This window comes from Verrucomicrobium sp. GAS474 (assembly GCF_900105685.1).
GTDB lineage: Bacteria > Verrucomicrobiota > Verrucomicrobiia > Methylacidiphilales > GAS474 > GAS474.
Genome location: NZ_LT629781.1, coordinates 756,254 through 773,664, shown reverse-complemented (window position 1 = coordinate 773,664; position 17,411 = coordinate 756,254). Strand labels below are relative to the sequence as shown.

The window sequence follows — 17,411 nt, the reverse complement described above, 5'->3', positions numbered from 1 at the left end:
CCAAGGAGCCCCGTTGCGCCGGGGGCGGCCCCGCGCGATAAAGGAACGATGCAAAGAGACGTTCCCACAGTCCAGCCCCGGGGCAGCGAAGACGCACCCCAGCCCGCCGCCGCCGATGCGGTCTCCTCTTCCTCCCTCCCCGCGCGGGGCCAGCAGGCCGTCCTCGCCATCCTCGTCGCCCTCAGCTTCTCCCACCTCCTCAACGACGCCATCCAGGCCCTCCTTCCCTCCGTCTATCCCCTGCTGAAGGATTCCTTCGGCCTCAACTTCACCCAGATCGGCCTCATCACCTTCACCTTCCAGATGACCGGCTCGGTCTTCCAGCCCCTCGTCGGCCTCTACACCGACCGCCATCCGAAGCCCTACTCCCTCGCCCTCGGCATGACCATCACCCTCGGCGGGCTCGTCTTCCTCGCCTACGCGCCCAGCTACCCCGCCGTCATCGCCGCCGCCGCCCTCGTCGGCCTCGGCTCGGCCATCTTCCATCCCGAGTCGTCCCGCATGGCCCGCCTCGCCTCGGGCGGGCGGCACGGCTTCGCCCAGTCCCTCTTCCAGGTCGGGGGGAACGCCGGGTCGGCCCTCGGGCCGCTCCTCGCCGCCCTCATCGTCGTCCCCTACGGCCAGCGCCACATCCTCTGGTTTTCCCTCGCCGCCCTCGCCGGGATCGTGATCCTCATGCGCGTCGGCACGTGGTACCGGGGCCGCCTCGCCGAGGGCCTCGCGAAGGCCGTGCAGCGCGGCACGGAGCGCCCCCCGCTCCCCCGCCGCACCGTCGTCCTCTCCCTCGGCATCCTGCTGACCCTCGTCTTCTCGAAGTACTTCTACCTCGTCTCGATGACCAGCTACTACACCTTCTACCTCATGGGGAAATTCAACGTCTCCGTGCAGGACTCCCAGTTCCTCCTCTTCGCCTTCCTCGGCGCGGTGGCGGCGGGGACCATCATCGGCGGCCCCGTCGGCGACCGCTTCGGGCGGAAGTGGGTCATCTGGGCCTCGATCGTCGGCATGGCCCCCTTCTCCCTCCTCCTCCCCCACGTCGGCCTCGTCGGGACGGCGATCCTCTCCGTCCTCATCGGCCTCGTGATGGCCTCGGCCTTCTCGGCCATCCTCGTCTACGCCACGGAGCTGGTCCCCGGCCGCGTCGGCCTCATCGCCGGGCTCTTCTTCGGCTTCGCCTTCGGCATGGCCGGGATCGGCGCGGCGGTGCTGGGGAAACTCGCCGACCGGACGAGCATCGACTTCGTCTACCAGGTCTGCGCCTTCCTCCCCCTCATCGGCCTCCTCACCGGCTTCCTCCCCGACATCGAGGGGAAGAAGCGGGACTGAGGCGACGGCTCCACGGGCAGCCGATTCCGCTCGGAATCGGCTATGCCTGTGGCAAGATTTGGGCTACACTGGGTGCGAATGCGGCATGGGAAGAGCGAATGTGTGATGTGTAGAGCTGACACCAATGTTCCAATGCTTTGCAGGAGGAGTATTGGGATTTGTTCCTGATCGTAGTTACGCGACTCATGATTATGACGTATTAACAGAGGTAGTAAGGACTCAAAAAGAAATGGGCCTTTCTCCAAACCGACAATGGGTCCTTACGGGGACTTTTACGAAAGAGCCTCTTCATCTTAAAAAGATTTCCAACAAATTTTACTCTGTAGCAATCGATTATGATGGCCCAGGATTTCGCGCAACGGTTGGAAATGAAAAGCGCTGCCAATGAGCCAGCAAGTCAAGCGTTACAAAAGGAAGGAGCTCCTCTTGGGAAAAGGAGCAATCGCTGTGGCTGAAATCTGTCAAGAATTGATGCCTGACCCCTTTTCCCGCACCAATAAGGTTAAAATCGATTGGCCCTAGTCATGAGAAAAATATTTCTATTAATAGTGTTTTTGGCCGTACATCTTCCGGTTTTAGCGCAAGATAGAAATGGCGCCGTTCAGGGTCTCAATGATTTTTTGGCTAAATTCGGTGATGTCTTGGATGTCTATTTTACAATCGAAAATAAATATGAAAATGGAAAATTCGCCATTCCTTCCGTTGTTAATATTGATGGAGTGCGGGATTTGTCGGGATCCGGTGGATCTTTCGATTTAAAAGAAATTTCCGAGCTTCTTCCGATGGCGGATATTTCGCCGAGTGCTTCTAACAAGAAAGTAATTCATATCATTGCTCGGGGTTTAGGGAGGGGCGAGGACTATGAAATGAATGGGGTGGTTCCAAACTTTAAGTATAAAGGACCTATTATGGGTATGGTTAAGGCTCTCGGATTGCCTACTCTTGTTGCTGCTTCTGGATACTCCATGACGGAAAATGCCACTGACAGTAAAGGAAACGTTATTTCGGTGGGATTCGATTTCGGTACGCCGATAGAAGTCACGGGGAATAACATCTCTGTGCGTGAGCTTCTTTCAAAGGCAATTCCATCGCGTGGATATAAGAGGGTTGCTTGGATTTCTACGCGTTATGATGCTAGTGGGGAGAGGGCTGAGCGTTGTGAGGTCCGATTCCGAGGAGTGCTTCCCTAGGATAAAAATTTTAAGAATTGATGCCTGACCCCTTTTCCTGACCCCTTTTCGTTAGCATCGGTGTCAGGTCTACACTTTTATCCATTTCACTGCGCAGGCAGCGTCCGCAGGTAAGCGACCAGCGCGTCGATCTCCGCCGTTCCATACTTCTTCCGGAACGGCGGCATTTCTCCCTTGATCCCGTTGCGGATCACCCCGGCGATCCGGGCGTGGCTGAGGCGGAGGCCGCGCAGGTCGGCCCCGCCGTCCTCGCCTTCGCCGTCGGCCTCGGTGCCGTGACAGTGGAGGCAGCTTTGGGCGTAGAAGCGTTTCCCGGCGGCGACCTGCTGGGCGAGGTCGGGGGCGGGAAGGGGAGGCCCGCCCGTTCCCGGGGCGAGGCACCGGGCCAGGAACCAAGCGCCGCCCAACGCGGCGACCGAAACGAGAAGGGCGGTGCGGAAGGGGGTAGGGAAAGGCGTCATGGCCTCACCCGTTGACGATCATCTCCCCGCCCCAATATCCGGCGAGGGAGATCAGTACGGCTGCCGCCATCAGCACGGCGATATAGAGCCGCTCTCCCGTTTCCCCTTTGAATCGCCAGACCGCGAGACCGACGATCAGCGCGAAGGAAGGCCAGACGAAGAGATGGTGCCAGCGAAGGAGATCGTGCCCCATCGTCTCCCCGTGCGTCATGACGAGCCCGGAGAGGACGGCGGGAACCGTCCCCAACGCTGCGGCGACGATGCAATAGAACCCGGTCGCCCGCAGCCCCTCGCGCCGGGGCCCTTCCGCCAGACGGAGCGCCACCCCCTCGCACACCGCCGCGACCAGGGTCAGGGCGATGGGGAAGTGGGCGCTCGCCCCATGGAGCTTCGGCCAAAGGAGCGGATCGAGGTGCATCGGACTACGCCAACGTCGAATCGACAATGGCCAAATGGCTATCGGTCTCCACGTAGGAAACCCGGGTCAGCCCCAGCATCCCCCGGAGCTGCTCCGCCGGGACGACCATCGGCCCCGGCTTCGGCGCGCTCCCCGGCGCGGGCTGGGGGAAGGCCGTGGAGCGGGCGGTGTGGAACGTCATGTTCCCCTCGATCTTCTGCATCGCCTGGTGGATGTGGCCGTTGAGGACCGTCACTGAGCCGAAGCGCTTCAGCAGCGCGAGGGCCTGCGCCCCGTCGGTCGTCCCCCAGCCCCACTGGGCGTAGACTTCCCAGAGCGGGATGTGGGCGAAGACGACGATCGGCGTGCTCGTCGCCAATCCGGCGAGGTCCTTCTTCAGCCAGTCGAGCTGGTCGGCCCCGAGGATGCCCATGCCGCCCTCGGTGTCGTTGAAGACGTTGACGAGGCCGATGAAATGGACCCCCTTCTGGTCGAAGCTGTACCAGCCGTTCCCCTGGGTCCCCTTGCCGAAGCGTTGAAGGTATTGCGCCCCCTTGTCGTTGAGGATGTCGTGTTCCCCGGGGACGTAGAAGACCTGGGAGGCCTTCGCCCCCTTCAGGACCTGGTCGACGGTGTCGAACTGCTCGTCGGCGGCGAGGTGGGTCAGGTCGCCCGTGTGGAGGATGAAGTCGGGCGTCTTCGGCAGCGTGTTGATCCGCTTCACCGTCTCCTGGAAGGTGCCGAGGACGTTCTGGTTCGCCGGCTTGTTGAAGCCGACGTGGGTGTCGCTGATCTGGACGAAATTCAATTCGGCCGTCGCCGCCGCCGCGCTGTTCGCGCCGAAGACGGCGGAGGAGAGGATGCCGCCGTTGATCGACCAGACGAGGCCGGTGCCGGTCCAGGCCATGCACTTGAGGAAGCCGCGCCGGTCGACGCCGTCCTTGCTGATGTCGTGAATGAGGTCGTTTTTGTCCATAAGAGGGGGATCGGTTGGGGTTGAGGTCGGGTCATCGGGCGGAAGAACGCCCTCTGTACGGAATCAACCCCGGCACCGGCCCGTTTATTCCCGAAAAGATCCCAAAAAAGAATTTCCCCCCCCGCCGGGAATAAAACGGGGGGCCGCGTGTCTCAGTACCAATGGAAGGCGGCATCGAAATCTCCGGGGAACGCTTCGAGGAACGGTTCCTCCCCCATTGCGATGCCGCCCACAACCTGGCCCGGTGGCTGATGCGGAACGACCGTGACGCCGAGGACGCCGTCCAGGAAAGCTATCTGCGCGCCTACAAGGCCTTCGCCCGGTTCCGGGGCGGGGATCCCCGGGCGTGCAAGGCCTGGTTCCTCACCATCGTCCGCCATGTCTGTTACACCTCCCTCCGCAAACGGCACCGCCACGACGCCGAAGAACCGTTCGACGAGGAGCTCCACCAGCCCGAGGCCGAAGGCGAGGGGGACGCCGCCCTCTGGCGGGCCGCCCGCGCCGATCTCCTGCGGCAGGCCCTCGAGAAACTCCCTCCCGAATTCCGCGAGATGATCGTCCTCTGCGATATCGAGGGCCTCGGCTACAAGGAAATCGCCGTCGTCGCCGACCTCCCCATCGGCACCGTCATGTCCCGCCTCTCCCGCGCCCGGGGGAAACTCCGCGCCGAGGCCCTCGCCCTCCTCAAACAGGAGGCCCTCCGATGACGTGCCACGCCGCCCTCCCCCTCCTCGACAGTTACCTCGACGGCGAACTCGACCTCACCGCCAGCCTCGCCGTCGAGGCCCACCTCGCCGCCTGTCCCGCCTGCCGCGCCGAACGGGAGAGCCGCGCCGCCTTCCGCGCCGCCCTGCGGGAACAGCTCCCCGCCCACCCCGCGCCGCCCCGCCTGAAAGCCGCGATCCGGGCGCAATCGAGGGGCGTCCGGCCTTCCCTTCCCGGGTGGCAGGCCCTCTTCGTCCGGGCGTGGAGCCTCCCCCTCTCCGGCGCGTGGGCCTCCGCTTGCGCCGCCCTCCTCATCGTCGTGGCCACCCTCCTTCTCCTCCCCGGCGGGCGGGACCGCCTCGTCGACGAGGCCATCGCCGACCACACCCGCTCCCTCCTCGCCGACCACCTCACCGACGTCGCCTCCACCGACCAGCACACCGTCAAGCCGTGGTTCGCCGGGAAGCTCGACTACTCCCCCGCCGTCATCGATCCCGCCTCCGTCGGCTACCCCCTCGTCGGCGGCCGCCTCGATTTCCTGAACCAGCGCACCGTCGCCGCCCTCGTCTACCAGCGGCGCAAGCACGCCATCAACCTCTTCATCTGGCCCGCCGCCTCCAGCCCCCTCCGCCGCGCCTTCGTCAAAAAGAACGGCTACCACACCTACGGCTGGTCCCAGGAAGGGATGAACTACCTCGCCGTCTCCGAACTCGCCAAGGGGGAATTCCTCGAATTCGTCAAACAGATCGAGGAACGGGAGCGGGCGGCGGAGATGAGCCCCGTTCATGGGACGCCGTAGCCGGACTGTTCTGTAAAGCGCGAAAGGGCCTCGACACCCCGCATCCCCCTGTTCTACCGTGAGGCCTCCTCAACCTTAGCTGAACACCCCACTTATGGCCGATACCTTCCAGACCGCCTCCGCCGAAGTCCTCACGGCGAACACGATCCGCACCCTGACCCTCGACGCCGTCGAGGCCGCGAAGTCGGGCCACCCCGGCCTCCCCATGGGCTGCGCCGAATTCGCCACCGTCCTCTGGACGAAGTTCCTGAAGATCGACCCGACGAACCCCAAGTGGCCCAACCGCGACCGCTTCGTCCTCTCCGCCGGCCACGGCTCCATGCTCGTCTACAGCCTCCTCCACCTCGCGGGCTTCGAGTCGGTCCCCCTGGAAGAGATCAAGAAATTCCGCCAGCTCCACAGCCGCACCCCCGGCCACCCCGAGTCGTTCGAGACCGAGGGCGTCGAAGTCACCACCGGGCCCCTCGGCGCCGGCACCGCCAACTCCGTCGGCCTCGCCATGGGCCAGAAGCACAACGCCGCCGTCTACAACGACGCCTCCTTCAAGGTCAGCGACCACAAGGTCTACACCATCGTCTCCGACGGCGACCTCCAGGAAGGCGTCTCCCACGAGGCCGCCGCGTTGGCGGGCCACCTCGGCCTCGACAACCTCATCTGGTTCTACGATGACAACAACGTCTCCATCGAAGGCCACAACGACATCGCCTACAGCGACATCGTTCCCCTCCGCTTCAAGGGCTATAACTGGCACGTCATCGAGATCGACGGCAACGACTGGGCCCAGATCGACAAGGCCCTGACCGAGGCCAACGCCACCGTCGGCAAGCCGACCATCATCATCGGCAAGACCGTCATCGGCAAGGGCTCCCCCAAGATGGCCGGGACCCACAAGGCCCACTCCGACGCCTTCGGCCCCGAGGAAGTCGCCGCCACCAAGAAAAACCTCGGCTTCGATCCCGAGCAGTTCTTCGTCGTCCCCGACAAGGTCAAGGCCCTCTTCGCCGAGAAGCGCCAGGTCTGGGCCGCCCAGCGCGCCGAGTGGGAAAAAGGCTTCGGTGAATACGCGAAGCGCAACGCCGAGAAGGCCAAGACCTTCCAGGACGCCCTCGCCAAGAACCTCCCCGCCGACCTCGAAGCGGCCCTCCCGAAGTTCCCCGCCGGCAAGCCCGCCGCCACCCGCAACGCCGGCGGTGACGTCCTCGCCGCCCTCTTCCCCAAAGTCCCGTGGCTCATCGGCGGCAGCGCCGACCTCGCCCCCTCCACCAAGACCCTCGTGAAGGCCTTCGGCTCCTTCCAGAAGACCAGCTACGAAGGCCGCAACCTCCACTTCGGCATCCGCGAGCACGGCATGGGCGGCATCGTCGCCGGCCTCGCCTACTACGGCGGCTTCCTCCCCTACGGCTCCACCTTCTTCGTCTTCACCGACTACATGCGGCCGCCCATCCGGCTCTCCGCCCTGTCCAAGATCCAGAGCCTCTTCGTCTTCACCCACGACTCCGTCTTCGTCGGCGAGGACGGCCCCACCCACGAGCCCGTCGAGCATCTCGCCACCCTGCGCGCCATCCCCAACAGCACCGTCATCCGGCCCGCCGACGCCAACGAGACCTCCTACGCCTGGCTCGCCGCCCTCCAGAACAAGACCGGCCCCACCAGCATCATCCTCAGCCGCCAGAACCTCCCCGTCTACGACCGTAGCGAGGCCACCGGCATCGCCTGCGCCTCCAACGTCCTCAAGGGCGGCTACGTCTTCTGGGAAAGCAAGAAGGGGAACACCCCCGAAGTCATCCTCATCGCCACCGGCTCCGAGCTCGAGCAGGCCTTCGAGGCCGGGAAGAAACTCGGCGAAGAAGGCAAGGCTGTCCGCGTCGTCTCCCTCCCCTCGTGGGAACTCTTCGAGAAACAGGGCGAAGCCTACAAGGAAAGCGTCCTCCCCAAGGCCGTCACCAAGCGCGTCGCCGTCGAGGCCGGCATCAAGCTCGGCTGGGAACGCTACATCGGCGACGCGGGCAAGTTCGTCGGCGTCGAGCGCTTCGGCGCCTCCGGCCCCGCCCCCCAGATCGCCAAGGAACTCGGCCTCACCACCGAGAACGTCCTCGCCCACGCCCGCTAAGGCCCGTCCGGCTCCCAAGAACCGATCTCTCTCCCGGGAGATCGGTTTTTTGTTTTCCCCCTCCGTCGAAACACCGATTGCACCCGGGCCGCGAACCTTCTATTTTCAGATCACTATGGGTACTGCCACCCTCATCGATTGGACCCAGCTCGACCTCATCCGCCGCGAATGCGGCAGCGAGGCCGCCCTCATCTTCGCCGACCTCGTCGGCGAATTCGACGGCCAGTTCCAGAACTTCACCAAGCTCGTCGAGATCGGCGACCCCACCGGCGTCTCCCGCCTCGCCCACCAGATCAAGGGCTCCACCTCCTCCTTCGGCTTCCTCGCCTTCGCCCACCTCATGCGTGACATCGAGGCCCGCACCAAGTCCGGCGGCCCCGTCCCCACCCCCGAAGAACTCGCCACCGCCCGCCAGCTCTTCAACGACAGCGTCGCCCTCATCCACCAAGAGCGCCCCGACCTCAACCCCGCCTAACCGAGAAGTACGAAAAGATCGTACTTAGGGGTTGAAACCGGCTGCAGGCATTTGCTACCTTCCCCCTCCCTGCCATTCCGGAGTAGCTCAGTGGTAGAGCGGTCGGCTGTTAACCGATTGGTCGTAGGTTCGAGCCCTACCTCCGGAGCCATTTGCTTAGTTCTTGATGCGCAAATGGAACTGACTTCGATTTAGGCTCGTGGGCCCAACTTGGGCCCAGTTTTGGGCCTGACCGCCCCGATAGTGATGTGATTCGGATGAGCCGTGCTCAACGGTCTTGAATCCGGTTACAGCTCGCTAAGGGAAGTTGCCCGAACGCCGGTAGTCTCGTTCTCGAAACGGAGACCACCGATGAAAGATCGTTACCGGATTTTCCGCCGCAATGGCGGAACCTACTACGCCCGGGATACCGTCACGATGAAGAAGGAGAGCTTGGGCACCCAAGACCTTTCACAGGCCCGCCGCCTCATCGCGGCGAAAAACCAAGCCGTTGAGCAACCCTCGCTCAACAAGAGCATGGCCAAAGCCTATCTCTCGGCCACCTCGCCCGAGTTCACGCAACGGACATGGACGGATGTGATGGAGATGTACGTCAAGTCGGGGGTCGAATCGACCCGCGACCGCAAGGAACGCGCCTTCCGAAGCCGTCCCTTTGCCATGCTGCGTCCGGTGAAGATCATTGAAACGGAGGCGATTCATCTCTTCACCGTTTTGGAACACAAGAAGGCGGGAAATTCGACATACCACTACCTGAAGCGTCTTCACAATTTCGCTCTACATCTAGGATGGCTTCTAGCCCCGGTTATGGCCGAGGCTGCTTGGCCCACGATGCGGAGGAAGAAATTTGAGGCGATCCCGGAGGACGAGCATCAGCGGATCATCGAGCGGGAAAACAATCCGGAGCGGCGGCTGTTTTATCAGCTCCTATGGGAGACAGGCGGTTCTCAGACCGACATTGCCACCTTGAGTTGGAAGAACGTCGATCTAGAAAACCGGCAGATCACCTTTTCCCGTAGGAAGCTGGAAGGGAAGGGAGACGGATTGGGCGGCGGGGCGAGTTGCCTGTATATCGGCTCCAAACTGCAAACCATTTTGGATCAGCTCCCGCAGACGGGGTACTTCTTCCCGATCATTCGACAGGAAGAGCCAAAGCATCGCGCTGCTGAGTTCAAACGCCGTTGCCGGACGCTCAAGATTGAGAGTCGGGTGCTTCATTCTTACCGCTATGCGTGGGCCCAGCGCGCCCGTGCGGCAGGGATGCCGGAACGGGACGCGATGAATCACCTTGGACACAAATCGCGGGCCATCCATGCCGCGTATGGCAGGGGTGCGTTAACTGCCACCCTCCCTATCGAGCATTACGAAACGGAAAAGGCCAAAAAGATCATCGAATTCCAAATGCAGCCAGTATTGGCTGAATCGGTTCGATGAAATGAACTTTTAAGAAGCCTTCTCTTCGTACCACTTCTTCGATCCGATGCACGCGCGGCAGACCGAAAGCATCACCGGCACCTCGACCAGGACACCGACCACCGTTGCCAGGGCGGCGGGGGATTTTGGGCCGAAGAGGGTGATTGCCACGGCGACCGCCAGCTCGAAAAAGTTGCTGGCTCCGATGAGGGCTCCCGGCGTTGCCACGTTGTGTTTCACGCCGAAGAAGCGCATCAACCAATAGGTCAGGCCCGCATTGAAGTAGACCTGGATCAGAATGGGAATGGCGAGCAGGAAGACTGCTGTCCAGTGATCGAGAATGTTCTGAGCCTGGAAAGCGAAGATCAGCACTAGGGTGGCCAACAGCGCCACGATTGTGACAGGCCGGAATTTTGGAAGGAAATCTCCTTCAAACCAAGGCAGCCCTTTGGTTCGAATCAGAACGCTCCGGCTGAACCAACCGGAAACGAGGGGGATGACGATGAAGACGATTACCGAAATCAACAGAACGTTGCTGGGGATGTGTACCCCGGTGACGCCGACGAGGAGCATCACAATCGGCGCGAAGGCGAAGACCATAATGAGATCGTTGATGGCGACCTGAGCCAGGGTGTAATGCCCGTCGCCGTCCGTCAGGTAGCTCCAGACGAAGACCATTGCCGTGCAGGGGGCGGCGGCGAGGATGATGAGCCCGGCGATGTAGTTCTTCGCAGTTTCGGAATCCATCCATCCAGCGCCGACAAAGACCTTCTGTAAGAAGAGCCAGCCGAGTAACGCCATGCTGAAGGGCTTCACGATCCAGTTGACAAAGAGAGTGATGAAAAGCCCTTTCGGCTTGGTGAAGACTCCGCCCAAACCTCCGAAGTCGATCTTCAGCATCATGGGGTAGATCATGAGCCAGATCAGAACGGCGATAGCGACGTTGACGTGGGAGCCGGCCCCGAATTCAAACTCGGAGAGTCGAGTTGTCAGGCCGGGACAGAGGAGGCCCAAGGCCATGCCGATGACCATGCAGGCCAGCACCCAGACCGATAGGTACCGCTCGAAGAAGTCGAGCTGCTTAACCGATGTATTGGAGGTCGTCATGGAATGACCTAGCAGCACTTGGTTCCCGAACAGCAGGAGCCGCTCTCTTCCTTCGCGTCAGCCGGGGCCTCTTCCGGGCGAGCGCAGGAGCTACCCCGCTCCTCCAGCTTGCATTGCAGCACCGGGGGACGAAGGGAGACGACGACTGCATCCGTCTCGACCGCGATCTTGTCGATATGGAAGACGACCGGAGGGAATTCCTCGTTGCCGTATTCGATCCGCAGTTCCGTATCGAGATCGACGGCAATGAGCTTCGAGACCTTCTCCAGAATGCCCGTCACCTTCCCCGTCGCCATCGCCCGCTCCGAATCGGGATCATCGGAAAGCCAGAGCTGGAAGATCGTCTCTTTCCAGTGGTGGGCCATTCCGCCGCAGTCGACCGTCTCGAACGTCGCCGTCTTCACCTCGGAGACATGATAGGAAGGATGAACGACGGTCTTCTGGTGATCGAGGAAGCGGAGGAGCTTCGTCGGGTGTTCGGCAATGAGTTGGACGAATTCGGAGGTTTTCATGGGTATAGGAGTGACGGGGTTGAGGGTTAGGCTTTCAGAGCATCGCGCCGACCATCGGCATAGGCTTCAAAGAGACGGCGAATTTCATCGCGGACTCGACGGAAGACAGCGAGGACTTCCTCGTCGGTTCCTTCGGCGTGGGCGGGGTCGTCGAAGCCGTAGTGGTGGCGGCTGACCTGTCCGGGAAACATGGGACACGCCTGATCGGCATTCCCGCAGACGGTAATGACGATGTCCACCTTCTTGTCCAAGAACTCGTTCATGCTCTTGGAGGAGTGGCCGGAGATGTCGATGCCGATTTCCTGCATGACCTGAATCGCCTTCGGGTGGACGTACCCGGCAGGCTTCGACCCGGCGCTGTGAACGTCGAAGAGATCCCCGGCGTAGTTGCGGAGAATACCTTCGGCGAGGTGGCTGCGGCAGGAATTGCCGGTGCAGAGGATAAGGACGGAGGGCTTGTTCATGGAGTGGGAGGGGATTTAAGTGAGAACCAACGTTTCAAGGCAACGAGCGTCCAGACGCCCTCGACTAGTCCAAAGGGCCATGCCCCCTGTAAAAAGCCGTAGATGGACGACATGAGACACGAGACCGCAAAGGCCAACACGAACCAATGCGAGCGATGCTCCAAGGCATAGAAGAGGAGCATCAAGGAGACCGACACGAAGCCGTAGAGGGAGAGGATGGTCATACTTCACAGTGATGCCTTTCCCTGTCGGCGAGTCGAATAAAAAGGAAAGCAGCACGGTCATCAAGTAGGCATGGTGGAGTTGAGGGTTTCTTTGGAGCCGATGTCCTTGGTCAGTTCGACCAGCCGGAGCCGGTCGAGCTTTTCAAAGGGCAGACAGCAAAGGAGTTCGATACGGCGCTGAATCTGGAAGGCGACTTTTGTGAAGTTGGCGAGGATTTCATCCTCGGTCCCCACGAAGGAGGCGGGGTCAGGCGAGCCCCAGTGGGCAATAATCGGCTGACCGGGCCAGACCGGGCACGACTCGCGGGCATTGTCGCAGACCGTGATGACGAAATCGAAATGCACGTTCCTGAATTCGTCCCAGCCTTTGCTCCGAGCGGAGGAGGCGTCGATCTTATAAATCTCGCTCAGGACGCGAAGGGTGTAGGGGTTCACCTTCCCTTTGGGGTTCGCCCCGGCGCTGTACGACTCGAACCGGCCTTGGCCGATCCGCTTGATGAGGAATTCTCCGAAAACGCTCCGAGCGGTGTTCCCGGTGCAGAGGAAGAGAATCTTGAAGGGCTTGCTGGTATCCATGGCGTTCTCCTTGGTTTAGGTGGTGGAGCGGGAAAGAAAGCGTTCGGCGTCGATGGCGGCGGCGCACCCCATCCCTGCGGCGGTGATCGCCTGCCGGTAGACGTGATCGGCGCAGTCACCTGCCGCGAAGACGCCTTCGATGTTGGTTCGGCTTCCGGCCTTCAAATCGACGTAGCCCGCTTCGGTTAGGTCAATCTGGCCCTTGAAGAGCTGGGTGTTGGGGACGTGGCCGATGGCGACGAAGACCCCTGCGCAGTCGAGGATGCGGCTCTCCCCCGTCACGGTGTCCTTGAGGCGGACGCCGGTAACGCTTTTCTCGCCGAGAACTTCCTCCACGGCGGCGTTCCAGACGGGCTTAATCTTGGGATTGGAAAGTACCCTGTCGGCCATGATCTTGGAAGCCCGTAGGGTATCCCGGCGGTGGACGAGGTAGACGATGGAACCGAATCGCGTCAGGTAGGTGGCCTCCTCACAGGCCGAGTCACCCCCGCCCACCACGACGAGAGGCTTGTCGCGGAAGAGAGGGAGTGCGCCGTCACAGGTGGCGCAGTAGGTGACGCCCTTGTTTTCGAACTCATGTTCGCCGGGAATGCCGAGGTGCCGGTGGCCCGCTCCGGTCGAGATAACGACTGTCTTGGCCTCGATCACTTCCCCATCGACGGTGATTTTGAAGGGGCGCTGGGAGAAATCGACCTGATCGACAACGCTCATGTACTGCACCTTGGTGCCGAATCGTTTGGCCTGTTCCTGAAGGGCCGCCATCAGGTCGTTGCCATCCACGCCCTGGGGAAAGCCGGGGTAGTTCTCAACAATGGAGGTGGTCGTCAGGAGACCGCCGGGTTGTTGGCCGGTGACAAGAAGGGGTTTCATGTTCGAGCGGGCGGCATAGATGGCAGCCGTCCACCCGGCAGGGCCGGAACCGATAATGACAAGATTTTCAGGCATAGGGCCTATTAATACATATGCGCTTTTACGCATGAATGTCAAACGTGCAACAATCTCGCGTCTACGGAATTGACTTCGAGGGGGAGGAGGAGAATCGTAGGGCCATGCCCGATCTCGAATCCTTCGCCCGTCAGCAGAAGGCCCTGGGTGATCCCTCCCGCCTTCGGATTATTCGCATCCTAAAGGAACAGTCCCTGTGTGTTTGCGAGATTATGGCCGTTCTGGAACTTCCCCAGTACGCGGTCTCTCGGCACCTTGGCATACTACGGCAAGCGGGACTCGTGCAAGGATGGCGGGAGGGGACATGGATGCACTACCGGCTGGCCGAGAAGCTGCCGGAGGCGTGGCTGGAGGCTTTGGACGCCCTCTGCAAGGTGTGGGACATTGACAAGCAGCTTCAACGGGACATGAAACGGTTTGAGAAGCAGTGTCAGGCAGGTTGCGCCTGATTCTTGCTAGATTGCCTTCATCCTAAGTGAGAAGAAGCCACTGCCTTTCCCTTCACCCGCATCGAGGAAATGCCTTTGACGATCCCGCACTCCTTCACCCGGCGCTTGCTTTCGCACTGCTTTCTCAGCGAGGTCAACTGCTCCTTCAGGCCCTGCAATTCCTTGATCCGAATCTCGACGTGGGAGATATGCTCGTCGATCAGGTGGTTGACCGAATCGCAGTCCTTCTCCGGCTTTTCCATCAGCGCCAGCAGGGACTGAACCTCCTCCTGGGACATATCTAGCGAGCGGCAGTTGCGGATGAAGCGGAGCCGGTCCAGGTGGCGCTGGCTGTAGAGCCGGTAGTTGTTCCCGGTGCGGTCCGTCTTCGGTAGGAGGCCCGCCTTCTCATAATAGCGGATGGTTTCGACCGTGCATTGCGCGGCTTCGGCGAGTTCTCCGATCTTCATATTTTTGGGAGGGGCTTGACCCTGAAGTAGCTTCAGGGTGTTTACTCAACGTAACTCAAAAACGATCCTTTGCATCCCTTTTCCCATGAAACCCCATTCCCACGATCACGACCACGGCGATCACTCCCACGACGAACACGACCATTCCCACAAGGAGAAGGGCGACTGCTGCGGCCACGATCATGACCACGGCAAGCCGGACGCGAAGCCGCAGAGCATCGCCCTGAACGCCGAGTCAAAGGGCAATCTCGAAACGACCCTCCGCGTCGCCGGGATGGACTGTGCCGACGAGGTGGAGGCGTTGGAGCAGGTCTTCCGTCCCGTGAAAGGCATCCGGGAGGTGAAGGTCAACCTCATGGGGGGCAAGGTCACCCTGCGCCACGACGAGACGGTTTCTCCCGACGACCTGATCCAGCTCGTCGCCAAGGCGGGCCTGAAAGGAAGCCGAGACGACGCCCCGGGGGAAGAAGAGGATGTGGACAGTCTGAAGCGCCAGCGGCAGATCGCTGTCGGGATCTCCGGCGTCACGACGGGGTTGGGCCTCCTCATGGGGTGGATGAAGCTCGGCCCCGCCTGGGCTGCCGACATTCCTTTCGCCATCGCCATCGTCTCGGGCGGTTGGTTCGTGGTCCCCAAGGCGATCCGAGCGGTCTCCCGCTTCTCCCTCGACATGAACGTCCTGATGACGGTCGCCGTCGCCGGGGCGCTGGCGATCCACCAGTGGTCGGAAGGGGCGGCGGTCGCCTTCCTCTTCGCCCTCTCCGAATTGCTGGAGGCGTTCAGCCTCACCCGCGCCCGGAAGGCGGTCCAGTCCCTGATGAAGCTGACCCCCGAGGTGGCCCTCCTCAAGAAGGGCGATTCCTTCGAGGAGGTTCCCGTTGCCGAGGTCGAAACCGGCTCGACTATCCTCGTGAAGTCGGGCCAGCGCATTCCCCTCGACGGCAAGGTCGTCCGGGGCGAATCTTCCGTCGATCAGGCCCCCATCACCGGGGAGTCGATGCCGGTCGCCAAAAAGACCGGCGACGAGGTCTACGCCGGGACCATCAACGGGGACGGCTCCCTCGAAATCGAGACGACCAAGGCTTACAGCGACACGACCCTCTCCAAGATCATCCATCTGGTCGAGGAAGCGCAGTCGCAGAAGGCCCCCTCCCAGCGGTTCGTCGATCAGTTCGCCCGGTATTACACGCCCGCCGTCATGGTCGCTGCCTTTCTTGTGATCCTGATTCCCCCGCTGGCCTTCGGCGGGGAGTGGATGACCTGGATCTACCGGGGCCTCGTGCTGCTCGTGATCGCCTGTCCCTGCGCCCTCGTCATCTCGACGCCGGTCTCCGTCGTCTCCGGCCTGACGGCCATGGCGCGGCGGGGCGTCCTCATCAAGGGCGGGGCGGTCCTGGAAGCCGTGGGCCGCCTGAAGGCCCTGGCGGTCGATAAGACCGGCACCATCACCGAGGGAAAGCCCCGGGTGACGGAGATCGTCCGTTGGAAGGCCGACGACGAGAACCAGATCGTCCGCATCGCCGCCGCCATCGACACCCACTCGGAACACCCCCTCGCCAAGGCAGTCGTCTCCTACGCCAACGAGAAGAAGATTGCCTTCCCCAAGGCCGAGCAATACCAGTCCAAGAGCGGGCGCGGGGCCGAGGCGACGGTGGAGGGCCATCGCTACTTCGTCGGGAACCACCGCTTCACCCACGAGTTGGGCGTCTGCACCCCCGACCTGGAAAAGAAGCTCTCCGAGATTGAGGCCGATGCCCAATCGGTTGTCATCGTCGGCCATCGTCCCCACGATGGTTGTCCGGGAGAAGTCCTGGGCATCCTTGCTGTGGGCGACGCCATCCGGGCGAACGCCCGCGAAGCCATCGCGGCTCTGCACAAGGCGGGGATCGAAAAGGTGGTCATGCTCAGCGGCGACAACCAGCGCACCGCCTCCGCCATCGCCGAAAAGGCGGGGATCGACGAGGCGCACGGCGACCTCCTTCCCGATCAGAAGGTGGAGAACGTGAAAAAGCTCATCGGCTCCCACGGCTTCGTCGGCATGGTCGGCGACGGCGTGAACGACGCCCCCGCCATGGCGACGGCGACGGTCGGGATCGCCATGGGCGCGGCGGGGACGGACACGGCCATCGAGACCGCCGACATGGCGTTGATGCAGGACGACCTGACCAAGGTGGCCGACGCGATCCGGCTGGGCCGTCGCACCGTCGGCGTCATCAAGTTCAACATCGGCTTCGCCCTGGCCTTGAAGGCAGTCTTTTTGGCCATGGCAGTGACCGGACATGCCAGTCTTTGGCTCGCGATCCTCGCCGACACGGGGGCGACGCTCCTCGTCGTGATGAACGCCATGCGGCTTTTGCGGCCGTAAGCACCGCCCGGATTGACATTTCGCCGCCCCGGCTTAACCGTACCCCTATGAACCGCCACCTCGCCCGCCTGCTTCCGATGCTGGCGTTGCTGCTGTTGGCGGTCTTCGTCTGCCAAGTAGGCTTTATTGCGACAGAGCAGGCCGGATTGGTCTGCTGTCATGACGATGCCGGAGATGTTTGCCAACAGAAGGACGACCATGGCCATTGCTGTTCCCATGCACACCCGTCCTTGTTCCGGGTTTCCTCTCCGATTTCGATTAATGGTCCTTTGCTGTCCCACCAGCAAACCTTCCCCTGGGGCAAGGCGCTGGCTCCCGAGGAGCCTTGCTACGCCATCGACCAGCCGCCGAAGCTGTCCTGATTCCCGAGGGGGTTTCCCCCTCGTCTCCTGACCCTCGCCCATCCCTTTCGGGATCGGGCATCGCGTCTCAACCATGCCGTACGCCTCGTGCGTTCCGGCTACCTGGAAT

Annotated in this window: 20 protein-coding genes and 1 tRNA gene; 11 read left to right on the top strand and 10 right to left on the bottom strand. The window is 62.0% G+C overall.

Translation table 11 applies throughout. The annotated features are described in order from the left end of the window. The first annotated feature begins 48 nt into the window (after window positions 1-48). Both BLU04_RS03295 and BLU04_RS16255 read left to right on the top strand, forming a co-directional pair. Window positions 49-1,326, top strand: coding sequence for an MFS transporter (locus BLU04_RS03295; RefSeq protein WP_093282177.1), 1,278 nt, complete (start codon window positions 49-51; stop codon window positions 1,324-1,326). 524 nt (window positions 1,327-1,850) lie between these two features. Further along, complete coding sequence (locus BLU04_RS16255) at window positions 1,851-2,516, top strand: hypothetical protein (RefSeq protein WP_157895070.1); 666 nt, start codon at window positions 1,851-1,853, stop codon at window positions 2,514-2,516. Window positions 2,517-2,602: 86 nt separating this feature from the next. Here the strand turns inward: BLU04_RS16255 and BLU04_RS03290 are convergent, their stop codons facing one another. The 3 genes from BLU04_RS03290 to BLU04_RS03280 are packed head-to-tail and all read right to left on the bottom strand — an operon-like array spanning window position 2,603 to window position 4,350. After that, window positions 2,603-2,977 (bottom strand): cytochrome c, encoded by a 375-nt coding sequence (locus tag BLU04_RS03290; RefSeq protein ID WP_093282174.1) that lies wholly within the window; start codon window positions 2,975-2,977, stop codon window positions 2,603-2,605. Window positions 2,978-2,981: 4 nt separating this feature from the next. Beyond that, on the bottom strand, window positions 2,982-3,395 hold the full coding sequence (locus BLU04_RS03285) for a DUF2231 domain-containing protein (RefSeq protein ID WP_093282172.1): 414 nt from the start codon (window positions 3,393-3,395) through the stop codon (window positions 2,982-2,984). 4 nt (window positions 3,396-3,399) lie between these two features. Continuing rightward, entirely contained in the window at window positions 3,400-4,350 is a 951-nt protein-coding gene (locus BLU04_RS03280; RefSeq protein WP_093282169.1) for a metallophosphoesterase, read from the bottom strand. 161 nt (window positions 4,351-4,511) lie between these two features. Between BLU04_RS03280 and BLU04_RS03275 the strand changes: the two genes are divergently transcribed. The 6 genes from BLU04_RS03275 to BLU04_RS03250 all read left to right on the top strand — a co-directional run bounded on the left by BLU04_RS03275 (window position 4,512) and on the right by BLU04_RS03250 (window position 9,870). Beyond that, window positions 4,512-5,057: a sigma-70 family RNA polymerase sigma factor gene (locus BLU04_RS03275; RefSeq protein ID WP_093282167.1), complete on the top strand. Its 546-nt coding sequence runs from the start codon at window positions 4,512-4,514 to the stop codon at window positions 5,055-5,057. Then, window positions 5,054-5,854 carry an anti-sigma factor gene (locus tag BLU04_RS03270; RefSeq protein WP_093282164.1) on the top strand — a complete coding sequence of 267 codons (801 nt, stop codon included), beginning with the start codon at window positions 5,054-5,056 and terminating at the stop codon, window positions 5,852-5,854. The genes BLU04_RS03275 and BLU04_RS03270 overlap by 4 nt, the downstream gene beginning before the upstream one ends. Window positions 5,855-5,948: 94 nt before the next feature. Beyond that, complete coding sequence (gene tkt, locus BLU04_RS03265; RefSeq protein WP_093282161.1) at window positions 5,949-7,964, top strand: transketolase; 2,016 nt, start codon at window positions 5,949-5,951, stop codon at window positions 7,962-7,964. A gap of 115 nt (window positions 7,965-8,079) precedes the next feature. Next, on the top strand, window positions 8,080-8,439 hold the full coding sequence (locus tag BLU04_RS03260) for an Hpt domain-containing protein (protein WP_093282159.1): 360 nt from the start codon (window positions 8,080-8,082) through the stop codon (window positions 8,437-8,439). A gap of 76 nt (window positions 8,440-8,515) precedes the next feature. Continuing rightward, window positions 8,516-8,590 (top strand) — tRNA-Asn (locus BLU04_RS03255). 200 nt (window positions 8,591-8,790) lie between these two features. Continuing rightward, entirely contained in the window at window positions 8,791-9,870 is a 1,080-nt protein-coding gene (locus BLU04_RS03250; RefSeq protein ID WP_093282156.1) for a tyrosine-type recombinase/integrase, read from the top strand. Window positions 9,871-9,879: 9 nt separating this feature from the next. Here the strand turns inward: BLU04_RS03250 and arsB are convergent, their stop codons facing one another. From arsB to trxB, 6 genes are read right to left on the bottom strand one after another with little or no spacing between them, the layout of a single operon-like run. Beyond that, a complete protein-coding gene (gene arsB / locus BLU04_RS03245; RefSeq protein WP_093282154.1) occupies window positions 9,880-10,956 on the bottom strand; it encodes an ACR3 family arsenite efflux transporter in 1,077 nt (358 codons plus the stop codon). Between the two features lie 8 nt (window positions 10,957-10,964). Next, window positions 10,965-11,468, bottom strand: coding sequence for a DUF6428 family protein (locus BLU04_RS03240; protein WP_093282151.1), 504 nt, complete (start codon window positions 11,466-11,468; stop codon window positions 10,965-10,967). 26 nt (window positions 11,469-11,494) lie between these two features. Beyond that, complete coding sequence (locus tag BLU04_RS03235; protein WP_093282150.1) at window positions 11,495-11,932, bottom strand: arsenate reductase ArsC; 438 nt, start codon at window positions 11,930-11,932, stop codon at window positions 11,495-11,497. Next, complete coding sequence (locus tag BLU04_RS17210) at window positions 11,929-12,156, bottom strand: hypothetical protein (protein ID WP_093282147.1); 228 nt, start codon at window positions 12,154-12,156, stop codon at window positions 11,929-11,931. Before BLU04_RS17210 ends, BLU04_RS03235 begins: the two co-directional genes overlap by 4 nt. A 60-nt stretch (window positions 12,157-12,216) precedes the next feature. Beyond that, entirely contained in the window at window positions 12,217-12,732 is a 516-nt protein-coding gene (locus BLU04_RS03225; RefSeq protein ID WP_093282144.1) for an arsenate reductase ArsC, read from the bottom strand. A gap of 15 nt (window positions 12,733-12,747) precedes the next feature. Then, on the bottom strand, window positions 12,748-13,677 hold the full coding sequence (gene trxB, locus BLU04_RS03220; RefSeq protein ID WP_093282142.1) for a thioredoxin-disulfide reductase: 930 nt from the start codon (window positions 13,675-13,677) through the stop codon (window positions 12,748-12,750). A gap of 104 nt (window positions 13,678-13,781) precedes the next feature. Between trxB and BLU04_RS03215 the strand changes: the two genes are divergently transcribed. Further along, a complete protein-coding gene (locus BLU04_RS03215; RefSeq protein ID WP_157895068.1) occupies window positions 13,782-14,126 on the top strand; it encodes a metalloregulator ArsR/SmtB family transcription factor in 345 nt (114 codons plus the stop codon). Window positions 14,127-14,143: 17 nt separating this feature from the next. Here BLU04_RS03215 and cadR read toward each other — a convergent pair whose 3' ends face one another. Continuing rightward, window positions 14,144-14,575, bottom strand: a complete 432-nt coding sequence (cadR, locus tag BLU04_RS03210; RefSeq protein ID WP_093282136.1) for a Cd(II)/Pb(II)-responsive transcriptional regulator — start codon at window positions 14,573-14,575, stop codon at window positions 14,144-14,146. A gap of 85 nt (window positions 14,576-14,660) precedes the next feature. Here cadR and BLU04_RS03205 point away from each other — a divergent pair, with 85 nt between their 5' ends. Both BLU04_RS03205 and BLU04_RS03200 read left to right on the top strand, forming a co-directional pair. Beyond that, on the top strand, window positions 14,661-16,940 hold the full coding sequence (locus tag BLU04_RS03205) for a cation-translocating P-type ATPase (RefSeq protein WP_197673017.1): 2,280 nt from the start codon (window positions 14,661-14,663) through the stop codon (window positions 16,938-16,940). A 47-nt stretch (window positions 16,941-16,987) separates the two neighbouring features. Then, window positions 16,988-17,302 carry a hypothetical protein gene (locus tag BLU04_RS03200; RefSeq protein ID WP_093282134.1) on the top strand — a complete coding sequence of 105 codons (315 nt, stop codon included), beginning with the start codon at window positions 16,988-16,990 and terminating at the stop codon, window positions 17,300-17,302. The last annotated feature ends 109 nt before the right edge of the window (window positions 17,303-17,411 follow it).